This window comes from Xanthomonas sp. 3058, from assembly GCF_014199765.1.
GTDB classification, from domain to species: Bacteria; Pseudomonadota; Gammaproteobacteria; order Xanthomonadales; family Xanthomonadaceae; genus Xanthomonas; species Xanthomonas campestris_B.
The window spans coordinates 41,441-62,037 of the sequence record NZ_JACHOF010000009.1; the positions used below are offsets into that span (position 1 = coordinate 41,441).

Genomic DNA, 20,597 nt, shown 5'->3' on the forward strand with positions numbered 1-20,597 from the left:
GCAGCACTAGAACGTGGACGGGAACGCCGATATCGGCGCGCGATCAGCAGGCTTTAAGCAAAAGTGCGTAGAAGAAACCGTCGCAGTGCTGCTCGCCGGGAAAACGCTGGCGACCCGCACCTGCCGCATGGCCGAACTGCGCACCCAGCGACTGCGCCTGTGCATCGGCCGTGCGTTGCAGGAACGCGGCGACCTGCGCCTGGTTCTCGCGCGCAAGCAGGGAGCACGTGGTGTAGAGCAATTGCCCGCCCGGACGCAGCGTGCGCCATGTCGCATCGAGCAGGCGCGCCTGCAGCGCGCACAAGGCGTCGATGTCATCGGCGCGGCGATGCAGCAGCACGTCGGGTTGACGGCGCACCACCCCGGTGGCCGAACACGGCGCATCCAACAGCACCGCATCGAACGGCTGGCCGTCCCACCATGCGGCGGTATCGGCCGCATCGGCGGCATGCAAGGTCACCTGCGCGCCCGGCACGGTGCGCTGCAAGGTCTGCTGAACGCGTTCGAGCCGACGCGCATCCACATCCAGTGCGGTGAGCTGCAGGCCAGGGTGACGCTCCAACAGATGCGCCGCCTTGCCGCCAGGCGCCGCGCAGGCATCGAGCACCCGCGCGGACGGCGCCAGCGTCAGCGCATGGGCCACCTGCTGCGCAGAGCCGTCCTGCACCGAGACATCGCCATCGGCAAAGCCCGGCAACTGACTCACCGGCACCGCGCTGTGCAGACGCACTGCATCCGGCAACACCGCATCGGTTTCCGCAGCGATGCCTTGCTCGGCCAGTCGCGCGACATAGCTGGCCGGATCGAGGCGTGTACGCTGCACCCGCAACCACATCGGCGCCATCAGCGCGCTCGCTTCGAAGATGGTTTCGGCACGTTCGCCCCAGTCGGCACGCAACTGCTTGCGCAACCAGGACGGCCAGCCGGCATCGGCCGACACCGCCGGAAACCCCTCGCGCTGGGCGCGCCGGAGGATCGCGTTGACCATACCGGCCTGACGCGGCCGACCCAGCGCGCGACATGCGTCCACGGTGGCCGACAAGGCCGCATGCGCCGGCAGTTGCAGCACATCGAGCTGGGCGAAGCCGGCCATCAGCAAGGCCTTCAACTCGGCATCGCGCGGCGGCAGCGGGCGCTCCAGCCACTGCCGCAATGCCACGTCGTAGGCGGGGCGGCGGCGCAGCACCGCAAAACAGATCGCCTCGACCAGCGCGCGGTCGCGCGGATCGCCGACCCCGGGCAGGGTCGCGGCTAGCTCCGCCTTGAGCGAGCGGCCCTGGTCGAACACCGCGGTCAGCACCCGCGCCGCCGCCAAGCGCGAGGCAACGCCGGCCGCAGCGGTGTCAGCCGCCATCAGCGCAGCGCCGGCAGATCGCGGCGCGCGTTGAGGTAATCGGCCGCGGTGATCGCCTTGCCTCCCTCACGCTGCAACACGCGTACCCGCAACGCGCCCGCACCGCAGGCGATGTCGATGCCCTGCTTGCTGGCGGTGAGCAAGGTGCCCGGTGGCTGCTGATGGACCAGATCCAACGCGACTGCGCCATGCACACGCACGCGTTCGCCGGCCAGCACCGCCTCGGCCACCGGCCACGGGTTGAACGCGCGCACGCGCCGCGCCAGTTCCTGCGCCGGCTGCGCCCAATCCAGCCGCGCCTGCGCCTTGTCCAGCTTGTGCGCATAGGTCACGCCGTCGGCCGGCTGCGGTTGCGCGACCGGGCGGATCCCGGCGCGCAGCAAACCCAGACCATCGGACAACACCTGCGCCCCCAGGGCGGCCAGACGGTCGTGCAATTGCCCGCCGGTTTCCTGCTCGCCGATGTCCAGGCGCTGCGACAGCAGTACCGGGCCGGTGTCCAACCCGGCTTCCATCTGCATCAGGCACACCCCGGTTTCGGTGTCGCCGGCCTCGATCGCACGCTGGATCGGCGCGGCACCCCGCCAGCGCGGCAACAGCGAGGCGTGCACGTTCCAGCAGCCATAGGTCGGCGCGGCCAGGACCGCCTTGGGCAGGATCAGGCCGTAGGCCACCACCACCATCAGATCGGCATCGAGTGCACGCAACGTGGCCAGCGCCTCCGGCGAACGCAGCGTCTGCGGCTGAAACACCGGAATGCCGCGCGCGATCGCTTCGAGCTTGACCGGCGACGGCGTCAACCCGCGACCACGGCCGGCAGGCCGATCCGGCTGGGTATAGACCGCCACCACCTCATTGCGCTGCGCGGCGACGCGCAACGAGGCGACGGCGAAATCCGGCGTACCGGCGAAGACGATTTTCATTGGGCGGGGATTCGGGAGTAGGAAATAGGGACTGGCAACAGCGGATGCGGCAACCGAGGTGCGCACGGCAATGGGGATGGGGCAGTCGCGATTCGCAAGGGCAGCTCCGCGCGATGGACGCCAGAGCCGGCGATTCCAGCCTCTGTCGTCAGTGCAATGCGCGGCTGCACTCGCAAGGCCCGGATTCGGTGCAATCCAGGGATGCGGATCGCCGAATGCCGAATCCCGGCTTGCAGGCCCATCCGTGCACGCCGGCCGCGCATCACAGTGGCGGCCTGGGTCATCCGCTCAAGTGCCCGCACGATTGGGTCGGGATTTGCGCACGGGAACTGGCAGCCCGGGAGTCTGGAAGCGGTCAGAAAACCCGCTCCTCCAATCCCACATCCCGACGCCCCGATCCCCGCCGTCAAGCGACGTGCTTACGCTGTTTGGCCAGTTTCTTGCGCACCATTTCGCGCTTGAGCGGCGAGAGGTAATCCACGAACAGCTTGCCGTCGAGATGGTCCATTTCGTGCTGGATGCATACCGCCAGCAGACCATCGGCGCTCAGTTCCTGCGCATGCCCTTGACGGTCGAGATAACGCACGGTGATTGCATCGGCACGGGCGACATCGGCATAGATGCCCGGCACCGACAGGCAGCCTTCCTGGCACACCTGTTCGCCCTGCCTGGTCAGGATTTCCGGGTTGATGAACACCTGCGGGACGTTCTTCTCGTCGCTGACGTCGATCACCATGAAACGCTGATGCACGTCCACCTGACTGGCGGCCAGGCCGATGCCGGGCGCCTCGTACATGGTCTGGAACATGTCGTCGAGCAGGGTTTGAAACGCCGGGCTGATGACCTCGGCAGCATCCACCGGCACGGCCTTGGTGCGCAGCCGCGGATCGGGAAATTCAAGAATAGGGAGCAAAGCCATGGGGTTACCCATCTGGGAACACCGGCGCGGCGCCGGCAAGACGGTGTCATTCTAGCGCAATGCTTGCGTGGCGCCCCGGTTTCTGCACTATAGTGCGCAGACCTGTTGGGGAATCAGGCAAGAAGGCACTCATGTTGATCCGACTTCGTACGGTCGTCGCTGCGGCGATGCTGACCGTCGCGACCTACGCTGCCGCGCAAGCGGTGGGCGAACATCCAGATACGTATGTGGTCCGCAAGGGGGATACCCTTTGGGACATCGCCGGGCGTTTCCTGCAAAAACCCTGGCTGTGGCCGGAAATCTGGCAGGCCAACCCGCAGATCCAGAATCCGCACCTGATCTATCCGGGTGACGTGATCAGCCTGGCCTACCTGGACCGCGTCGCCAAGGGCACCGTCCAGCCCGGTCCGCGCCAGGAAGCACCGATCAACGCGATTCCGTTGTCGGATGTGGAGCCGTTCCTGAAGAACCTGCGCGTGGTCGACGACTTCGACCAGCTGCCCTACGTGGTGGGCCTGGAAGGCGGCCGTTCGCGCGCCACCACCGGCCAGGTCGCCTATGTGGTCGGCCTGGACGATGCACAGCCGGGTCAGCGCTTTGCGGTGGTTCGCCCGACCGTGAAGTTCAGCCTGCCCAAGCCCAACGACGACCTGGATGCGGCCGGCAACATCACCGCCGGTTCCGGCAACATCTGGAAGAACTTCATCGCGCCGAGCACGCGCCGCGAGTTCCTGGGCTACGAACTGGCGCAGGTCAACGTCGGCACCATCACGCGTAGCGCGGCGGGCGGCAACTCCAAGGCGGCCACCTTGCTGCTGCAGGACAGCGGCCGCGAAGTGCGTGCCGGCGACCGCATCGTCGCCGTCGAAGCGCAGCCCTACGACCTGCAATTCGTCCCGCACCCGCCGGCGCAACAGGCACTGCAGACCGAATTGCGCGTGCTGGCCATTTCCGACGCCTTCATCGTCGGCGGAACCCGCGACGTGATCGCCATCTCCGGCGGCGCACGCGAAGGCATCAACAACGGCACGGTGTTCTCGATCTGGCGCAAGGGCCGCACGGTCAGCGATCGGGTCAAGCATTCGCGCTTTTCGCGCACCGACGACGACTTCAGCGGCCCGGCCGGCTCCACCGTCGGCCTGCCCGACGAATACGCCTCGCACGCGATGGTGTTCCGCACCTTCGACAAGGTCAGCTATGCGCTGGTGATGGAAAGCGTCAAGCCGACCGGCCTGGGCTACTTCGTCAAGCATCCCGACGCGCAATAACCGGGGCAAAACCCGACGATGAAATGCGACGGCGCCCGAGGGCGCCGTCGTTGTCTGCGGCCTAGGCTGGCTCCATGCCCCTGACCGCTCACGACCTGCGTGCATTGCTGATCTTGCTGCTGGCCGGCGGCCGCAGCCCGCCGCGGCGTGCGCTGCTGACCGCCTTCGCCAGCCCGGCCGAGATGCTGACGGGCGGGCCTGAGGCCTGGCGTACCGCCGGCTGCGACCAGCAGCAATCGGCGCGCCTGCAGACCCCGGACGCACACCTGCTGGACGCAGCGCTGCGCTGGTGCGAGCAACCCGGACATCATCTGCTCGGTTGGCACGACCCGGACTACCCCGCCCTGCTGCGGCATATCGCCAATCCGCCCCTGGCCCTGTTCGTGGACGGCGACCCGAACGCCTTGTGGCATCCGGCGGTTGCGGTGGTCGGCAGCCGCGCGGCAACTGCGGGAGGCCGCGATCACACCCGCGCCTTCACCTCCGGTCTGGCCGGCGCCGGGTTTAGCATCGTCAGCGGAATGGCCGCTGGCGTGGACGCCATCGCCCACGAGGCCGCGCTGGCCTGCGCTGAAGGCATCACCGTCGCAGTGGTTGGCACCGGCGCCGATGTGGCCTATCCCGCCCATCATCAGGCCTTGCGTAACCGCATCGTCGCGCGCGGGGCGGTGGTCAGCGAGTACCTGCCCGGCACCGGCGCGGTCGCCGCGCATTTCCCGGCACGCAACCGGATCATCGCGGGGCTGGCATTGGGCACCTTGGTGGTGGAAGCGGCGATGCGCTCGGGTGCGCTGATCACCGCGCGCCTGGCAGCCGAGGCCGGTCGCGAGGTGTTCGCCCTGCCCGGCTCGCTGCACAACCCACTCGCCCGCGGCTGCCATCACCTGATCCGGCAAGGCGCCACCCTGGCGCAGGAACCGGCCCAGGTCATCGATGGGCTGCGCCTGCTGTCGGGCGAGCTGGCGGCCGCCTTGCGCGAACGCCTGGCCGCCCCCACTGAAGTGCCCAGGACGCGACCGCACACCGGTCCCGCGCGCCCGGACCCGGACTACCAGCGCTTGTGGCAGGCACTGGGCCACGACCCAACGCCTATGGATTCACTGGTCGAACGCACCGGATTGACGGCCGCCGCGCTGTCCTCCATGCTGCTCATCATGGAACTGGAGGGAAACGTGGTTGCCGAACACGGTCGCTATACCCGCAATCCCTAGTTTCTTCACCTCCACAGCGTCGCGCGACGCAGGCCGAGGGCAATGAAAGAGAGCATTCTCGATGTACTGCTGTACCTGTTCGAACATTACTTCAGCGAAGATGCGGACCTTGTCCGTGACCGTGACTCGCTACAGAATGGCCTGATCCAGGCCGGTTTCAGCCCCGCAGAAATCAGCAAGGCCTTCGACTGGCTGGACGCGCTCTCCGAGCAGCGGCCCAGTGTCGCGCGCCCGCATGTCGATGGACCGGTGCGCATTTACCATGGCCCGGAGCTGGACAAGCTCGATGTCGACTGCCGTGGATTTCTGCTGTTCCTGGAACAACACCGCATCCTCGATGCCGACCAGCGCGAGTTGGTACTGGACCGCGCCATGGCGTTGGACCAGGACGAACTGGATCTGGACGACCTCAAGTGGGTGGTGCTGATGGTGTTGTTCAACCAGCCGGGCGCAGAAGCGGCCTACGCCTGGATGGAAACGCAGATGTTCCTGGACGAGCCTGAACCCGTACACTGAGGCTTGAAGCCGCGCTGGACACGCGTGCGAGGGGAACAGGGATGAGCAGTTGGTATTACGCCGAGGACAACCGTCATCGGCGTGGCCCGGTGAGCGCAGAGATCCTGCGGGGCCTGTATCGCGATCGCGCGATCGCACTGGACACGCTGGTCTGGCGCGAAGGATTTGCCCGATGGGTGCCGCTGTCTACCTGCGCCGATGAGCTCGGGCCGCCGATGTCCGACGCCGTGCGCAGCGCAGCGCTACCGCCGCCAATGCCACCGGTTCCGCCTGCAGCTGTTCATACGTCACCCGCCAACTCGCCTTCTTCGTCAGCGCATCGCCCGCTCGGCAACCGCCCGGGATGGCCGCTGGCATTGGTGCTGGGCGCGGTGGTGGGGATGTTCGTCCTGGTGATGGTGATCGGCATTCTGGCCGCGATCGCCCTGCCGGCGTACCAGGACTACAGCGCACGCGCCAAGGTCGCCCAGGCGATCACCACGCTGGCGCCGTTGAAGCCGCAGATCGCCGAATTCCTCGCCCAGGAAGGCCGTTGCCCGGTCAATGGCGACGCCGGTTTCAGTGCGCCCGAGCAGTATGCGACCGAGGTGCTGACCAGCGTGCGCGTTGGCCGCTTCGACACCAGCGAATGCGGCGTCGAAGCACTGATCCATGCACCGAAGTCGCCCAGGATCGACGGCAAGGCGCTGTGGCTGGATTTCGACGCAGACGCCGACACGTGGCAATGCAGTTCCGAGATCGACGACACCCAACTTCCACCGGATTGCCGCGGCTAACCGGTCACTGCACGCTCAATCGCAACACCCAAGGGGACAACATGACGCAGTGGTATTACGCCGACGCACAGCGGCAACGCCAGGGACCGGTGGACACGGACACGCTGCGTGCGCGCCTGTCGCAGGGCATCATCGACCGTTCCAGCCTGGTCTGGCGCGAAGGCCTGAGCCAATGGGTGGCATTGAGCGAGATCGCGGCCGAGCTGGACGTGGACACTCCGGTGCCGGCAACGCCCGAGCCGAGCGGCTATGCGCCGGTGATGGCGCCGACCAGTCATCCGCAGGCGTCGGCGCCGACTGCCGACAGCGAGTCCAACGCCGTGCTCGACCGGTCCGCCGCGACGACCAATCCAAATGCCGATTCCCAACCGGATCGAACCCTGCCGCCAGCCACCGGGCACGCGCCTGCGCCTGCCGATCAGGCGCCACTGCCGGGCAGCGTGTCGCAACCTGACCAAGCGGGCCCAGCCGCCACGCCCGCGGCCTTCCAGGCCGCTACGTTGGATGCCACGCCGGCCTCTGCAGACCCGACACCGGCAGCCATCGCCACTCCCCTGCCCAGTGCCTGGGACACTCCCGCAGCCGCTTCGCCTGCGTCGGCAACCGCCGTGCACGCTGCGCCCGTCGTCTACGCCGGCCTGTGGCGACGCCTGGCCGCCAGCGTGCTGGACAGCCTGATCACCAGCTTCGCGGTCTATCTGATCGTGATCCCGCTGGTGTTCCTGCTGGCCCTGGGCGCCGATATGAGCAATGCCGGCGCAGCGCTGGACGAAGGCGGCGGCGTGACGATCGCCATCATGGTGCTGTCCTACGGCATCGGCCTGGCCATTCCCACGCTGTACTTCGCCTGGATGCAGTCCAGCCGGTATCAGGCCAGCCTGGGCAAGCTCGCCTGCGGCATCAAGCTGGTCCGCGCCGACAGTGACGGCGCCCGGGTCGGGTTCTGGCGCAACCTGTTGCGCTACCTGGCCTACATGCTGATCAGCGTGCTGACGTTGGGCATCGGCATGATCGTGTCGGCATTCATGGCCTGGAGGGGTGAGCGTAGACAGGCCCTGCACGACAAGGTCTGCGACACCCTGGTGGTGGATCGCTGGGCGTTCACCGACCAGCCCGAGCGGCAGACGCAGGGACTGGACACGGTCTCGATCGTGGTCCTGGCCATTTACGGGGTGATGCTGGTGGTGTCGATCGTGGTGCTGGCCTTCGTGCTGGTGGCCATCGGAATGGGCCAGAGTTAGCAATTCGCGGCGTTGCCCGCTTGACACGGCGGCGTCCGCCGTGATCTTTCTAATAAGAGAGAACTGAACGCCCGGGCTACCATCCCGGGCGTTGACGTGTGGGAAACAGTCGATCTGCTTCCCTCCATCGGCCAATTAGGCCACGCTACCCGCCCCCCGGGCCCTGCCCAAAGAATTTGCCACCATGCCCAAGCACCTGCTCATCGTCGAATCGCCCGCCAAGGCCAAGACGATCAATAAATACCTCGGCAAGGACTTCACCGTCCTGGCCTCGTATGGGCACGTGCGCGATCTGGTCCCCAAGGAGGGCGCGGTCGATCCGGACAACGGGTTCGCGATGCGCTACGACCTGATCGAGAAGAACGAGAAGCACGTCGAAGCGATCGCCCGCGCCGCCAAGACCGCCGACGACATCTTTCTGGCGACCGACCCGGACCGCGAGGGCGAGGCGATCAGCTGGCACATCGCCGAGATCCTGAAAGAGCGCGGCCTGCTCAAGGACAAGCCGATGCAGCGGGTCGTGTTCACCGAAATCACCCCGCGCGCGATCAAGGAAGCCATGCTCAAGCCGCGGCCGATCGCCGCCGACCTGGTCGATGCGCAGCAGGCGCGCCGCGCGCTCGACTATCTGGTCGGCTTCAACCTGTCGCCGGTGCTGTGGCGCAAGGTGCAGCGTGGCCTGTCGGCCGGCCGCGTGCAGTCGCCGGCGCTGCGCATGATCGTCGAGCGCGAAGAAGAGATCGAAGCCTTCATCGCGCGCGAGTACTGGTCCATCGATGCGCATTGCCGGCATCCGTCGCAGCCGTTCAATGCACGCCTGATCAAGCTGGACGGGCAGAAGTTCGAGCAGTTCACCGTGACCGACGGCGACACCGCCGAGGCGGCGCGCCTGCGCATCCAGCAGGCCGCACAGGGCGTGCTGCACGTCACCGATGTCGCCAGCAAGGAGCGCAAGCGTCGCCCTGCCCCGCCGTTCACCACCTCCACGCTGCAGCAGGAAGCCTCGCGCAAGCTCGGCTTCACCACCCGCAAGACCATGCAGGTGGCGCAGAAGTTGTACGAAGGCGTGGCGCTTGGCGACGAGGGCTCGGTCGGTCTGATCAGCTATATGCGTACCGACTCGGTGAACCTGTCGCAGGACGCGTTGTCGGAAATCCGCGATGTGATCGCGCGCGATTTCGGCACCGCCTCGTTGCCGGATCAACCCAACGCCTACACCACCAAATCCAAGAACGCGCAGGAAGCGCATGAGGCGGTCCGTCCGACCTCGGCGCTGCGCACGCCGGCGCAGGTGGCGCGCTTCCTGTCCGAGGACGAGCGTCGCCTGTACGAGTTGATCTGGCGCCGCGCGGTGGCTTGCCAGATGATCCCGGCCACGCTCAACACCGTCAGCGTCGATCTGTCGGCCGGCAGCGAGCACGTGTTCCGCGCCAGCGGCACCACCGTGGTGGTCTCGGGCTTTCTGGCGGTCTACGAAGAAGGCAAGGACACCAAGAGCAGCGAAGACGAGGACGAAGGCCGCAAGCTGCCGCTGATGAAGGCCGGCGACAACATCCCGCTGGACCGCATCGTCACCGATCAGCATTTCACCCAGCCGCCGCCGCGCTTCACCGAAGCGGCGCTGGTCAAGACGCTGGAGGAATACGGCATCGGCCGGCCGTCCACTTACGCCTCGATCATCCAGACCCTGCAGTTCCGCAAGTACGTGGAGATGGAAGGCCGCAGCTTCCGTCCCACCGACGTGGGCCGCGCGGTGTCCAAGTTCCTGTCCGGGCATTTCGCCCGCTACGTGGACTACGACTTCACCGCCAAGCTCGAAGACGACCTGGATGCAGTCTCGCGTGGCGAGGCGGAATGGATCCCGTTGATGGAGAAGTTCTGGGGCCCGTTCAAGGAACTGGTCGAGGACAAGAAGGATTCGCTGGACAAGACCGACGCCGGCAGCGTGCGCGTGCTCGGCGCCGACCCGGTCAGCGGCAAGGAAGTCAGCGCCCGCATCGGCCGCTTCGGCCCGATGGTGCAGATCGGCACCGTGGAAGACGAGGAAAAGCCCACCTTCGCTTCGCTGCGTCCCGGCCAGAGCATCTATTCGATCTCGATCGAGGACGCGCTGGAACTGTTCAAGATGCCGCGCGCGCTGGGCCAGGACAAGGACCAGGACGTCAGCGTCGGCATCGGCCGCTTCGGCCCGTTTGCACGACGTGGCAGCGTGTACGCCTCGCTGAAGAAGGAAGACGACCCGTACACCATCGATCTGGAACGCGCGGTGTTCCTGATCGAAGAGAAGGAAGAGATCGCGCGCAACCGCGTGATCAAGGGCTTCGAAGGCAGCGACATCCAGGTCCTCAACGGCCGCTTCGGCCCTTACATCAGCGACGGCAAACTCAACGGCAAGATCCCCAAGGACCGTGAGCCGGCATCGCTGACGCTGGAGGAAGTGCAGCAATTGCTGGCCGATACCGGCAAACCGGTGCGCAAGGGCTTCGGCGCCAAGAAGGCCACGCTCAAGAAGAACACGGTCAAGGATTCGTCGCCGAAGAAAACTGCGGCCAAGAAGACCGCGACCAAGACCGCGACCACCAAGACCGCCGCGAAAAAGGCCCCGGCCAAGAAGGCCACTGCCAAGAAGGCCGCCAAGCGCGTGGTCAAGAAGGCCGTCAGCAAGGCGGCAGGCTAAGACCTCATGGACCACACGCTCAGTCTGGACAGTGCTGTCGCCGCCCTGGCCCAGGGTGGCGTGATCGCCTATCCCACCGAAGCGGTGTGGGGACTGGGGTGCGACCCGCGTCAGGAGACGGCCGTGCGACGGCTGCTGGCGATCAAGCGCAGGCCGGTCGCCAAGGGCGTGATCGTGGTGGCTGCCAGCGTGGACGTCTTGCATGACTGGGTGGACTTCGACGCGCTGGAACCGGCACGCAAGCAGGAGGTCTTGGCCAGCTGGCCGGGCCCGCACACCTGGATCCTGCCGGTCAACGCCCAGGCGCCGCGCTGGGTGACCGGCGATCACGATGGACTGGCGGTGCGCATCAGCGCCCATCCGGTGGTCGCCGCGCTCTGCGCGGCCTGGGACGGCCCGTTGGTGTCCACCAGTGCCAACCTGGCAGGCGAGCCACCTGCACGCAGCCGTCAGGCACTGGACCCGGCCCTGGTGGCCAGCATCGATGGCGTTGTGGAGGGCGAGGTAGGCGCGCTGGCGCAACCGACGCAGATCCGCGATGCACGTAGCGGCCAAATCCTGCGCGAGTGAGTCGTCGGCGCACGCCGCCTGTCGGCCCGCCTGCCTGTCGAACCCGGTTGCCCTTTGCCCATCGCCGGGCAGACGCGCACACTGCGGCCATGCGTACCGTCCTGACTTTTCTGTTACTGGTCACCGCGCTGCCGGCGTCGGCGGCCAGTGCCGCCAGCAAACCGGATCCTAACGTGCGGATCTATCGCTGCGTGAGCAGCGCCGGCACCGTCGCCCTGCAGGATGCGCCGTGCAGCAGCGGCCGCCAGCAGGTACTGGACCTGCAGCGCCCGCAGGATCCGCCGCCGCGACCGGAGCGCGCCAGTTCAGCGCCTGCCGCTGTCGCAGCCCCCCAGCGCGAGGTGCGCATCATCACCGTGCAACCGCCGCAACCGATGTATGAGTGCCTGACTGCCGAAGGCGAGCGCTATACCAGCGACAGTCCCGAGGGCAATCCGCGCTGGGTGCCGACCTGGGGCCCGGCCTATGTGGCCGGCGACCCGTATCGACGGCCCGGACCGCGTCAGCCTGGCATCCGCCCGCCCGGTCCACGCCCTGCCGGCAGCAGCGACTCGCTGCAGGCCGGCGGCGGGGGCGGCGGCTACTACCGGGGCGGCGGCGGCGGGTATGGCGGCGGCGGTTACGTCAACGGCGTCGGGCAGACGCTGATCGTGCCCTACGGCAATGTGCAGATCCGCGACCAGTGCAATGCGCTGCCCGAACAGGAAGTGTGCTCGCGGCTGGCCGATCGTCGCTGGGAGCTGATCCGGCGCTACAACAGTGCCCTGCAGAGCGAGCGCGAAGACCTCAGCCGCGAACAACGCGGCATAGACGCGCGCCTGCAACGCGATTGCGGCGGCGCATGAGGCGCTGGCTGTTGGTGACACTGATGGTGTGCGCCTGCGTCGCCGATGCACAGGAGGTGGCCATTTACCGCTGTACCGATTCCGGCGGCGCGCTCACGGTGCAGAACATGCCGTGCCCAAAAGGCATGCAACAGCAGAAGAAGATGATGACCGCACCGGCGGCGGTGCCGTTTTCGCCAGGCGGGTCCAGTGCGGCATCGCCGCCGCGTGCGGCGCCACGCCCTGCTCCGCAAACCTCCACCCCTGCGGTCGCAGCTTCGACGGCGCCAGCGGCGGTGGCCTCGGCGCCGCCGGCCATGACCTCCACGTCCACACTGCCGCCACCGCCGCTGTTCGAGTGCACGGCGCACGACAACGGGCGCTACTTCACCGAAGACCGCGAGCCGGCCACGCGCTGCCTGCCGATGCAGACCACCAATCTGGCCGGTGGTCCGGCGACCGGCGGCGGTAGCGCCTGCGAAGTGGTCACCGACCGCTGTGCGCCGGTGCCGGACCAGAGCCTGTGCGAGGCCTGGCGCAAACGTGCCGAGCAGGCCGAGTCGGCCTGGCGCTTCGCCGACGAGGCGCAATCGACCGAACGCCAACAGCGCTACGCGCAAATGCGGCGGGTGCTGGACGAAAGTCGCTGCGCGAATCCCTCCGCCACGCCTTGAGTGATGCATGCGGGAATGCAGGGGTCGGCGGCAGGGCATCGCCGCTGCGCGTCGACGATGCCCCCATCCACCCTTCGGGCACCTTCCCCCGCGATGCGGGGGAAGCGATGCAGCCCACACCGATGAAAAGTTACTTCCTTCCTGTACCCGACAACCGCCGAGTAACGTCTGCCATCCACATTGCGCGCATGGCGAGCACGACGCAGACGAGCGTCGCGCAAGCACGTCCACGCAACGAGTGCATGGGCATCGTTCGTCCCGCTTGAGCGCGGCCTATACCCCGTCACATGATTCGCGTGGACATGCAGCGGAACATCCGTGCCTGCATGCCGATCGCGGCCACTGAGCGCACCCGCCTGACGGCGCGCGCAGTCGTCTGCTGGCTAAAACCCGTAACGCAAAAAGCCGCCATCTACCGCAATGCATTCGCCGGTGATGTAACTGGCGGCCGGAAGACACAGAAAACCGACGGCGGCAGCGACTTCTTCGGGCTCGCCGATACGGCGCATCGGGGTGCGTTCGATCACCTGCTCGTAGTAATCCGAATCCGATAACGGACCGGAGGTGCGCCGCGTGCGGATGTACCACGGCGCCACCGCGTTGACGCGGATGCCGTCCTCGGCCCACTCCACCGCCAGATTGCGCGTCATTTGCTGCAATGCCGCCTTGGTCATCCCGTAAGGCGCACCGCTGCGCACGTGCGTGATGCCCGAGACACTACCGACATTGACGATCGCCGAGGCGGCGTGTTGCGCCAGCAACGGGTGCGCATAACGCGCCAGTTCGAAAGCGGAAAACACATTGGTTTCGAAGATGCCGCGCCATTCGTCTTCGGTGTAATCGATCGCTGCGCGGGTGATGTTGCCGCCGGCGTTGTTGATCAGCAGATGCAGCCCATCGGCATGGTCTTCCACCCAATCCAGAATCGCGCGACGTTCTTCGTCGTCGGACACATCGGCGGCCAGGCCATGCAGTTCGCGCTCGGGAAATTCCTCGGCCAACTCGTCGCGTGCCTGCGCCAACGCATCGGCATCGCGCGCGACCATCAGCAGATCCGCGCCGAAGCCGAGCAGTTCGCGTGCGATGGCAAAACCAATGCCGGCACTGGCGCCGGTGATGAGCGCGGTCTGTCCATCCAGCCGCCAGCGATGGGTTGTCACGTGGGTGATCCTTTTCAAGACGCAGGAAACGGCCGCTGCAGCGCAGTTGACGCGTGCATGCGGCGCGGGGGTTAGGATACCGCCACCCCGAGCGAGGTCACGACCATGAAACTGCATTGGACTCTAACGGCCAGCCTTGTGCTGCTGCTTGGCGCCTGTCAGCGGCCGCAACCTGCGCCCACCGAGCAAAAGCCCGAACCGCAGGCCACCGCCCTGCGCGACCATATCAACAAGCCGTTGGACCAGGCCCACGCCGTGCAGGCAGCGACCGCTCAGGCGGCTGACGATCAGCGCAAGGCGATCGATGCGGCCACGCAGTAAATCCAGCACCTCACAGGTTGCGCCAGACAACATGGCATCGCTAGAAGAGTGCGGCAGACGCGTGAGATGGTGCGCGTACTGCTGCGCTACCACGCTACCGGATGAGGCAATCGCTACACAGCCTCGGCGTCACGGCGAGCGGCTGTCAGATGCGCGAGCGCAGCGCGCGTAACCGCCGTATTGACGTGGCATAGGCCACGCGAGCAGCGGCCACGCACACCAGCCCGTGAGCGTAGTGATTTAGAGCAGCTAACAACACCTGGCGAGCGAGCACCTGTCAGTGAGTGCAGTGGTTTTGTCGGTCGTATCTTGGTGGATGCCGTCAGAAATCCAGATCAAACACTGAGTGGGTCGAATGCGCGCTGCCCTCACCAGAGACTCCGCTGGTTGCTTTATTTAAACCCATGCATGCCGACCATCTCGACTGGTCCTTGCCCGTCCAGCGTCGCGGGACCTTACGCGGCATGGATGCCGCGTAAGCGCTGACAAGGACGTCCTTGCAGCGTGTCCCGCGACGCTGGGCGGGCAAGGGCCCTGCAGCCAGGCCGCAGATCAGCCGGCCTGCCGTAGGCTGACGCGAAGTCGTTTTGTTAGCCGCTCTTAATCGGTCGCTGCATGCACCATCGGAACATCCACCGGATGCAGCCAACACGTGCAACGCCGCTCGGGCTGCACCACGCGATGCACGACGATTACAGAAACAACAACGCCGGCACATGGCCGGCGTTGTCGATGCATCGAGTGCAAACCGTGCTGCGTCAGAAGCCGCAGAAGCAGTACGCCAGCGACTTGACCGGCGTACCGCCGGCCTTGCTGTCGTGCACGGCATCTTCGACGAAGCGTAGCTGGGTATCGACTTCCGGCAGCGAACGCGCCAGCAGCGCGCGCGCCATGCCCGAATCGCCCAGCATCCAGGCGCCCATGCGGCTACCGGCAAAGCCGCTCATGAATTGCGAGAACGGTGTGGCCGGCTTTTCCACATAGTGCACGCGGAATTTGCCCTTGCTCAGCTTGGCGCGATTGGCCGCATCGGCTACCGCTTCGGACATGCCGCCGAACGCATCCACCAGCCCATGTTCCTTGGCCTGCGCGCCGCTCCACACGCGGCCGCGCGCGACCTTGTCGATGGCATCCACCGACTGGTGACGCGCCTGCGCCACCTTGCCGGTGAAGTCGGCGTAGCCCTTGTTGATCACCGCCTGGATCACCTGGCCGGCGGCCGGGTCCAGCGGCCGGGTGATGTCGAAGGCGCCAGCGAACCGCGTGGTGCCCACGCCATCGGTATGCACGCCGATCTTGTCCAGCGCGCGGGTCAGATTCGGCACCATGCCGAAGATGCCGATCGAGCCGCTGATGGTCGACGGGTCGGCATAGATGCGGTCGGCATTCATGCTGATCCAGTAACCGCCCGAGGCGGCCAGATCGCCCATCGACACCACCACCGGCTTGCCGGCCTGCTTGAGCGCGACCACTTCGCGACGGATCTGCTCGGAGGCGAACACTTCGCCGCCGGGCGAATCCACGCGCAGCACTACCGCCTTGACCTCTTCATCGTTGCGCGCCTGACGCAACAACGCGGCGGTGGACTCGCCACCGATGCGGCCGGCCGGCTGCTCGCCACCGCTGATCTCGCCAGCGGCCACCACCACGGCCACCTGCGGACGGCTGTCCATCGGCGAGCCCTGTGCCTGCAACTGGGCCAGGTAGCCGGCGAAATCGATATTGCGGAAACCGGCATCGGCATCGCTGTCGGCGACGCCGCGCTTGGTCAGCAGCGCATCGACTTCGTTGCGGGTCTTGAGCCCGTCGACCAGCTTCTGCTGCAGCGCGAACTTGGCCAGGTCGCCACCGGCGGCGGTCACGCCTTCGGGCAGCGTGTCGATGCCGGCGGTCAGCTGCGCAGGGCTGAGCTTGCGCGCGGTGCCCACATCGCCCAGGTAGCGCTGCCACACATCGTTCATCCAGAACAGATCCGCTTCCTTGGCATCGGCCGAGGCTGCGTCGAGGATGTACGGCTCGGCGGCGGACTTGTACTCGCCCACGCGGAACAAATGCACGTCCACGCCGAGCTTGTCCTGCAGACCTTCGCGGAAGTACTGCCGGTACCGGCCAAGGCCTTCCAGCAACACGCTGCCCATCGGGTCGAGATAGACCTCGTTGGCCTGCGCGGCGAGCAGGTACTGGTCCTGGCTCATGCTCTCGCTGAAGGCCACGATCTGCTTGCCGGAAGCGCGCAGCTTCTGCAAGGCCGCAGCCACTTCGCGCTGCGAGGCGAAACCGGAGGGCTGAAACTTGTCCAGGTTCAACAGCACCCGCTCGATCTTGCGATCCTTGCCGGCCGCCTCGATCACCCGTACCAGGTCACGCAGCTGCACTTCTTGGGCGCTCTTGTCACCCACTGCCTTGGCCAGCGAACGGCTCACCGGATCGGCGCTGAACTGCTCCACCAGCTTGCCTTCCGGATTGATCACCAGCGTGGTGCGGTCGGCCAGCGGCTTGGAGCCATCGCCGCGCGCGAGCGCCACCACGAACAGCAGCAGAAGCAGGAACAAAAAGCCGAAGAACGCCAAGTTGAAGATCAGGCGCCGGGTGAAATTCATCACATCCCACAGACCGACGAAAAAAGTGGCGATGGGACTGCGATGCACGGGGTGGTTCATGGAAAACTCCGTCGAAAAGGCGCTGCGTATAGATCACTGGTGTCCAGCATACCGGCTGGGCAGCGCGCGCGGCATGCGCTGGAAGTCAGGGGGTCACGATGGCAGTCAGACGCCGGCTGGTCTGCCTGAAACGCAGCCCCATCAGGATCGCCGCGGCGGTCAGGCCCAGAATCAGGCCAATCCACATGCCTTGCGGCCCCCAGCCCAGCCACAGGCCGAGCCCGGCACCGAGCGGCATGCCCAGCCCCCAGTAGGAAAACATCGCCAGGAACATCGGCACACGGGTGTCCTTGAGCCCGCGCAGCGCACCGGCCGAGAGCACCTGGATGCCATCGGGAAACTGGAACGTGGCCGCGTACAGCAGCAACACCGAGGCCAACGCGGCTACCGCCACGTCGTCGGTGTACACGCTCACGATGGCGTCGTGGCCCAGCAACAGCACGCTGGCCGAGAAGGCCTGGGTGCCGAGCACGATGGCGTAGCCGGCCCAGGCCGCGCGCCGCATGCCCAGCGGATCGCCGCGCCCGACCGCATGGCCGACGCGCACCGTGGTGGCCTCGGCCACGCCCATGGGCACCATGAAACACAGCTGGGCGACGTTGATGGCGATCTGATGCGCCGCCGCCTCGGTGGACCCCAGCCGGCCGATCAACAGCGCGGTGACGATGAACAGACCACCTTCCATCAACACGGTGATGCCGATCGGCAGGCCGGTCCGCAGCAGCTCACCGATCGCGCGCCAGCGCGGCCCTTCCAGGTGACTGAACAATTCCAGGTGCGCAAAGCGACGCGAGCGCCACAGATACAGCGCGAACACCAGCGCCTGCGCCCACATGGTGATGGCCGAGGCCATGCCCAGGCCTTGCGCACCGTGCTCGGCAAGCCCGAACTTGCCGTAGGTCAGCGCATAGCCGAGCGGCGCCAGTACCAGCAGGCCGCCGAACCCCACCAGCATCGTCGGCAGCGTCCAATGCATGCCTTCGCTGAGGTAGCGCATGCAGAAGTAGAACGTCAGCGCCGGCCCGCCCCAGCGCACCGCATGCAGGAAGTCGGTCGCGCCCGGCACGATATCCGGCGCAATCCCGAAGGTGGGCAACAGCGGCGGAACCGCGCTCAGGAAAGCGAACATCACCGCACCCAGGCCCAGCGACAGCCACAACGCCTGGCGGAACAGCGGCCCGATCTCGCGTTCGCGCCCGGCACCGACCAGTTGCGACACCGAGGCGGTCAACGAGATCAACGTGCCGATCGGCACCAGCATCGGCAGCCATAACAGCGAGGTGCCGACGGTGACCGCGGCCAGGGTCGCGGTGCCATGGTGGCCGGCGATGACGTTGTCGACAAAACTGATCAGGCCGGTGGAGACGTGACCGAGCACCAGCGGCAATGCGAGCAGACCGGTGGTGCGTACTTCCGAGCCGAAGCCTGGCGTCACGGACGCGGGGACAGGAGAAACAGACATGAACAACCGATCGCTGCGCGGACTACGGTCGGGCCGGGAGGCGCTGGCACCGGGTCGCGCGGGGCCGTCATCTTACCCGCACTTGTCGCCCGACCTCATGGCAGCGGGCCGCGACATCGACTGGTCTGTTGGCGTCTACGCCGGTTCGAGGTCCGACGTCGGGATTCAGCTGGCGTCGGCAGGACGCGACGCCAGTGGTCGCATGCATCGACGCCAACCGGCACTGCGCAAAGCCAGCGAGCGTGCCGTTGCCGGGCAGGGAAGCCCCCTGGTCAGCAGCGGCGTGGACGTGCGATGCAGGCCGCCGGCCCTGCGCGCCTGATGCAGTGAGCTTGCTACTTATCTGCAGATCGCTCAACGCGCGCCAGCAATGAGCGCGTTGTCGCTGCGCATGTCTAACGCGACAGCTGGCGCTTCAGCCAGGTGCTGCGCGTGGCGGGCGCCTGCGCAAGCAGGGCATCGCGCAAGGCGGCGCGGTCCTGCGGGGGCGTGCGTTGCGCCAGCACCCCCAGTTGCTCCAGTTGCCCGGCATCCAGGCTGCGCAGCATCGCCAGCACGCTGTCGCGCTGCGCCGCCGGCACGTAGCCGATCAACGGCTGCAACTGCGGATAGAACGCCCCCAACTGCGAGCCCAGCCGCCAGCCGTCGCGATGCAGACGATCCATCGCGTTGAACTGCGTGCGCAGTGCGCGCTGCTGGTCCTCGGGCAAGCCATGCAGGCGCTCGCGTGCCTGCCGCAGCACCACCCGATCGGTGGCGGTCAGGCCTTTCCAGGCCGCATAGCGCGCGCGCAGCTCGGCCCGCTGCGCAGGCGTCAAGGCATCGAAGCGGGCGCGTTGTTGCGCGGCGCTCGGGGTCGCCGGTGTCGCAGCGCTGGATGGTGCGGCAGCAGCGCCTTCCTGCAGCGGCGTCGGCAGCGTCTGCGCAGCGGCCATGCCGGCGACAACCGACAACAGCAGGCCGTACCACGCGATGGTGGTCATCGCTTTAATTTTCGTCATCGATGGTCTCCAACGTGGCGGCGGGCTGGTCGGCGGCCGTGGCATGCGCGCCGGACTCGTCGGCCGGCATCGGATGACCGGCCGCATACCAGGCATAGAAATCCGCCGAACGCGCCAGCTCCAGGTCCGGGTCGGCCAGCATGGCCTGGTCGCGCGGATCCATGCCGGGGGCGGCGGCGGCATCGGGCAGGTCGGCGGCGGGAAGTTCTTCCACCAGCACCGGCGCGGCGTCGGTGACGTGCAGCACGCCGGCCGGCGCCTGCGAGACCGGCTCGGGCGGCAACGCAGGCCGGCGGTGGGTCCACCACCAGCCCAGCGCCACGAGCAGCAACGCCAGGGCAAGAACGCCAAGGACGCTGCCGGCATGGCGACGCCCGATGCGTGGCCAGCGCCACTGGCGCACCGCGCGCACGCGTCGGGCCGCTGGGCGCGGCGGCTCGGGGGACGCCGTCACGGCCGCAGCCGCAGCAGGCTGCAACGGCATGCCGGCCAGGGCGGAATCGCGGAGCTGCCCCAATCGGTTCAACTGGGCCGGGGTGAGATCGCGCAGTTCCTGCTGCGCCGCTTCGGCCAGTACCCGCCAGGCCTGCCCATCCGGGTTGCCGGCCGCATCGCGCGGACAGGCGCGCGCCAACGACTGGCGATAGGCCGCCACGTCGGTGTCCTGGACCTCGCTGGCAGGCGCTTCTTCCAGACCGGCCACGATCCGCAGCAGCAGCGCCAGCCGATCGGCGCTGTGCATCCGTCCCAGGGCCGTGAACGGCGGCAGCCAGGTGCCGGGCATCGGTTCGCGCCGTAGCGGCGGTGCGGTGGCCAGCAGGCTCCAGAAGCGCATCGGCCACCCTGCCATCGGGCGACCGGCCGCCTGGCTGCTGAAGGCACGCAGCGCCGCTGCCAGGGCGCGCTCGGCGGCCGCCCCGTCACCACATTGCAATTGCGCCAGCACCAGACCCCGGCGTTCGACACCGCGCAAGAAGGCTGACAGCGCGGCGGGGGTCACGGGGGCGTCGGGGACTACGGTCATGGGAACTCCAGCATCG

The 20,597-nt window shown here is 67.2% G+C and carries 18 protein-coding genes; 10 read left to right on the plus strand and 8 right to left on the minus strand.

Going from position 1 to position 20,597, the window contains the following annotated elements:
* Positions 1–43: 43 nt before the first annotated feature.
* From rsmB to def, 3 genes are all read right to left on the minus strand, one after another.
* On the minus strand, positions 44–1,354 hold the full coding sequence (rsmB, locus tag GGR61_RS12980; protein ID WP_184621822.1) for a 16S rRNA (cytosine(967)-C(5))-methyltransferase RsmB: 1,311 nt from the start codon (positions 1,352–1,354) through the stop codon (positions 44–46).
* On the minus strand, positions 1,354–2,277 hold the full coding sequence (gene fmt, locus GGR61_RS12985) for a methionyl-tRNA formyltransferase (RefSeq protein WP_184621824.1): 924 nt from the start codon (positions 2,275–2,277) through the stop codon (positions 1,354–1,356). Before fmt ends, rsmB begins: the two co-directional genes overlap by 1 nt.
* A 406-nt stretch (positions 2,278–2,683) precedes the next feature.
* The gene (def, locus tag GGR61_RS12990) at positions 2,684–3,196 is read right to left on the minus strand and encodes a peptide deformylase (RefSeq protein WP_184621826.1); all 513 of its coding nucleotides are present in this window, start codon (positions 3,194–3,196) and stop codon (positions 2,684–2,686) included.
* A 131-nt stretch (positions 3,197–3,327) separates the two neighbouring features.
* Here def and GGR61_RS12995 point away from each other — a divergent pair, with 131 nt between their 5' ends.
* The 9 genes from GGR61_RS12995 (at position 3,328) to GGR61_RS13035 (ending at position 12,953) form a co-directional block, all read left to right on the plus strand.
* On the plus strand, positions 3,328–4,464 hold the full coding sequence (locus tag GGR61_RS12995; RefSeq protein WP_184621828.1) for a LysM peptidoglycan-binding domain-containing protein: 1,137 nt from the start codon (positions 3,328–3,330) through the stop codon (positions 4,462–4,464).
* Positions 4,465–4,538: 74 nt separating this feature from the next.
* Positions 4,539–5,675 carry a DNA-processing protein DprA gene (dprA, locus tag GGR61_RS13000; RefSeq protein ID WP_184621830.1) on the plus strand — a complete coding sequence of 379 codons (1,137 nt, stop codon included), beginning with the start codon at positions 4,539–4,541 and terminating at the stop codon, positions 5,673–5,675.
* Positions 5,676–5,717: 42 nt separating this feature from the next.
* A complete protein-coding gene (locus GGR61_RS13005) occupies positions 5,718–6,191 on the plus strand; it encodes a DUF494 family protein (protein WP_003484452.1) in 474 nt (157 codons plus the stop codon).
* Positions 6,192–6,232: 41 nt separating this feature from the next.
* A complete protein-coding gene (locus tag GGR61_RS13010) occupies positions 6,233–6,967 on the plus strand; it encodes a pilin (RefSeq protein ID WP_184621832.1) in 735 nt (244 codons plus the stop codon).
* Between the two features lie 41 nt (positions 6,968–7,008).
* A complete protein-coding gene (locus GGR61_RS13015; RefSeq protein ID WP_184621835.1) occupies positions 7,009–8,208 on the plus strand; it encodes an RDD family protein in 1,200 nt (399 codons plus the stop codon).
* Positions 8,209–8,392: 184 nt separating this feature from the next.
* The gene (locus GGR61_RS13020; RefSeq protein WP_184621837.1) at positions 8,393–10,885 is read left to right on the plus strand and encodes a DNA topoisomerase I; all 2,493 of its coding nucleotides are present in this window, start codon (positions 8,393–8,395) and stop codon (positions 10,883–10,885) included.
* Positions 10,886–10,891: 6 nt separating this feature from the next.
* Positions 10,892–11,455, plus strand: coding sequence for a Sua5/YciO/YrdC/YwlC family protein (locus tag GGR61_RS13025; RefSeq protein ID WP_184407993.1), 564 nt, complete (start codon positions 10,892–10,894; stop codon positions 11,453–11,455).
* Between the two features lie 89 nt (positions 11,456–11,544).
* Positions 11,545–12,300 carry a DUF4124 domain-containing protein gene (locus GGR61_RS13030; protein ID WP_184621839.1) on the plus strand — a complete coding sequence of 252 codons (756 nt, stop codon included), beginning with the start codon at positions 11,545–11,547 and terminating at the stop codon, positions 12,298–12,300.
* A complete protein-coding gene (locus GGR61_RS13035) occupies positions 12,297–12,953 on the plus strand; it encodes a DUF4124 domain-containing protein (RefSeq protein WP_184621841.1) in 657 nt (218 codons plus the stop codon). The genes GGR61_RS13030 and GGR61_RS13035 overlap by 4 nt, the downstream gene beginning before the upstream one ends.
* 383 nt (positions 12,954–13,336) lie before the next feature.
* Here GGR61_RS13035 and GGR61_RS13040 read toward each other — a convergent pair whose 3' ends face one another.
* Complete coding sequence (locus tag GGR61_RS13040; RefSeq protein WP_184407996.1) at positions 13,337–14,113, minus strand: SDR family oxidoreductase; 777 nt, start codon at positions 14,111–14,113, stop codon at positions 13,337–13,339.
* 105 nt (positions 14,114–14,218) lie between these two features.
* Between GGR61_RS13040 and GGR61_RS13045 the strand changes: the two genes are divergently transcribed.
* Positions 14,219–14,434, plus strand: coding sequence for a hypothetical protein (locus tag GGR61_RS13045; RefSeq protein ID WP_184407997.1), 216 nt, complete (start codon positions 14,219–14,221; stop codon positions 14,432–14,434).
* A gap of 758 nt (positions 14,435–15,192) precedes the next feature.
* Here the strand turns inward: GGR61_RS13045 and sppA are convergent.
* The 4 genes from sppA to GGR61_RS13065 form a co-directional block, all read right to left on the minus strand.
* Entirely contained in the window at positions 15,193–17,094 is a 1,902-nt protein-coding gene (gene sppA, locus GGR61_RS13050) for a signal peptide peptidase SppA (protein WP_184621843.1), read from the minus strand.
* Between the two features lie 85 nt (positions 17,095–17,179).
* Positions 17,180–18,556: an MATE family efflux transporter gene (locus tag GGR61_RS13055; protein ID WP_184621845.1), complete on the minus strand. Its 1,377-nt coding sequence runs from the start codon at positions 18,554–18,556 to the stop codon at positions 17,180–17,182.
* A gap of 395 nt (positions 18,557–18,951) precedes the next feature.
* Positions 18,952–19,539: a DUF3106 domain-containing protein gene (locus tag GGR61_RS13060; protein WP_184621927.1), complete on the minus strand. Its 588-nt coding sequence runs from the start codon at positions 19,537–19,539 to the stop codon at positions 18,952–18,954.
* A gap of 4 nt (positions 19,540–19,543) precedes the next feature.
* Positions 19,544–20,581, minus strand: coding sequence for a hypothetical protein (locus tag GGR61_RS13065; RefSeq protein WP_184621847.1), 1,038 nt, complete (start codon positions 20,579–20,581; stop codon positions 19,544–19,546).
* Positions 20,582–20,597 lie beyond the last annotated feature (16 nt).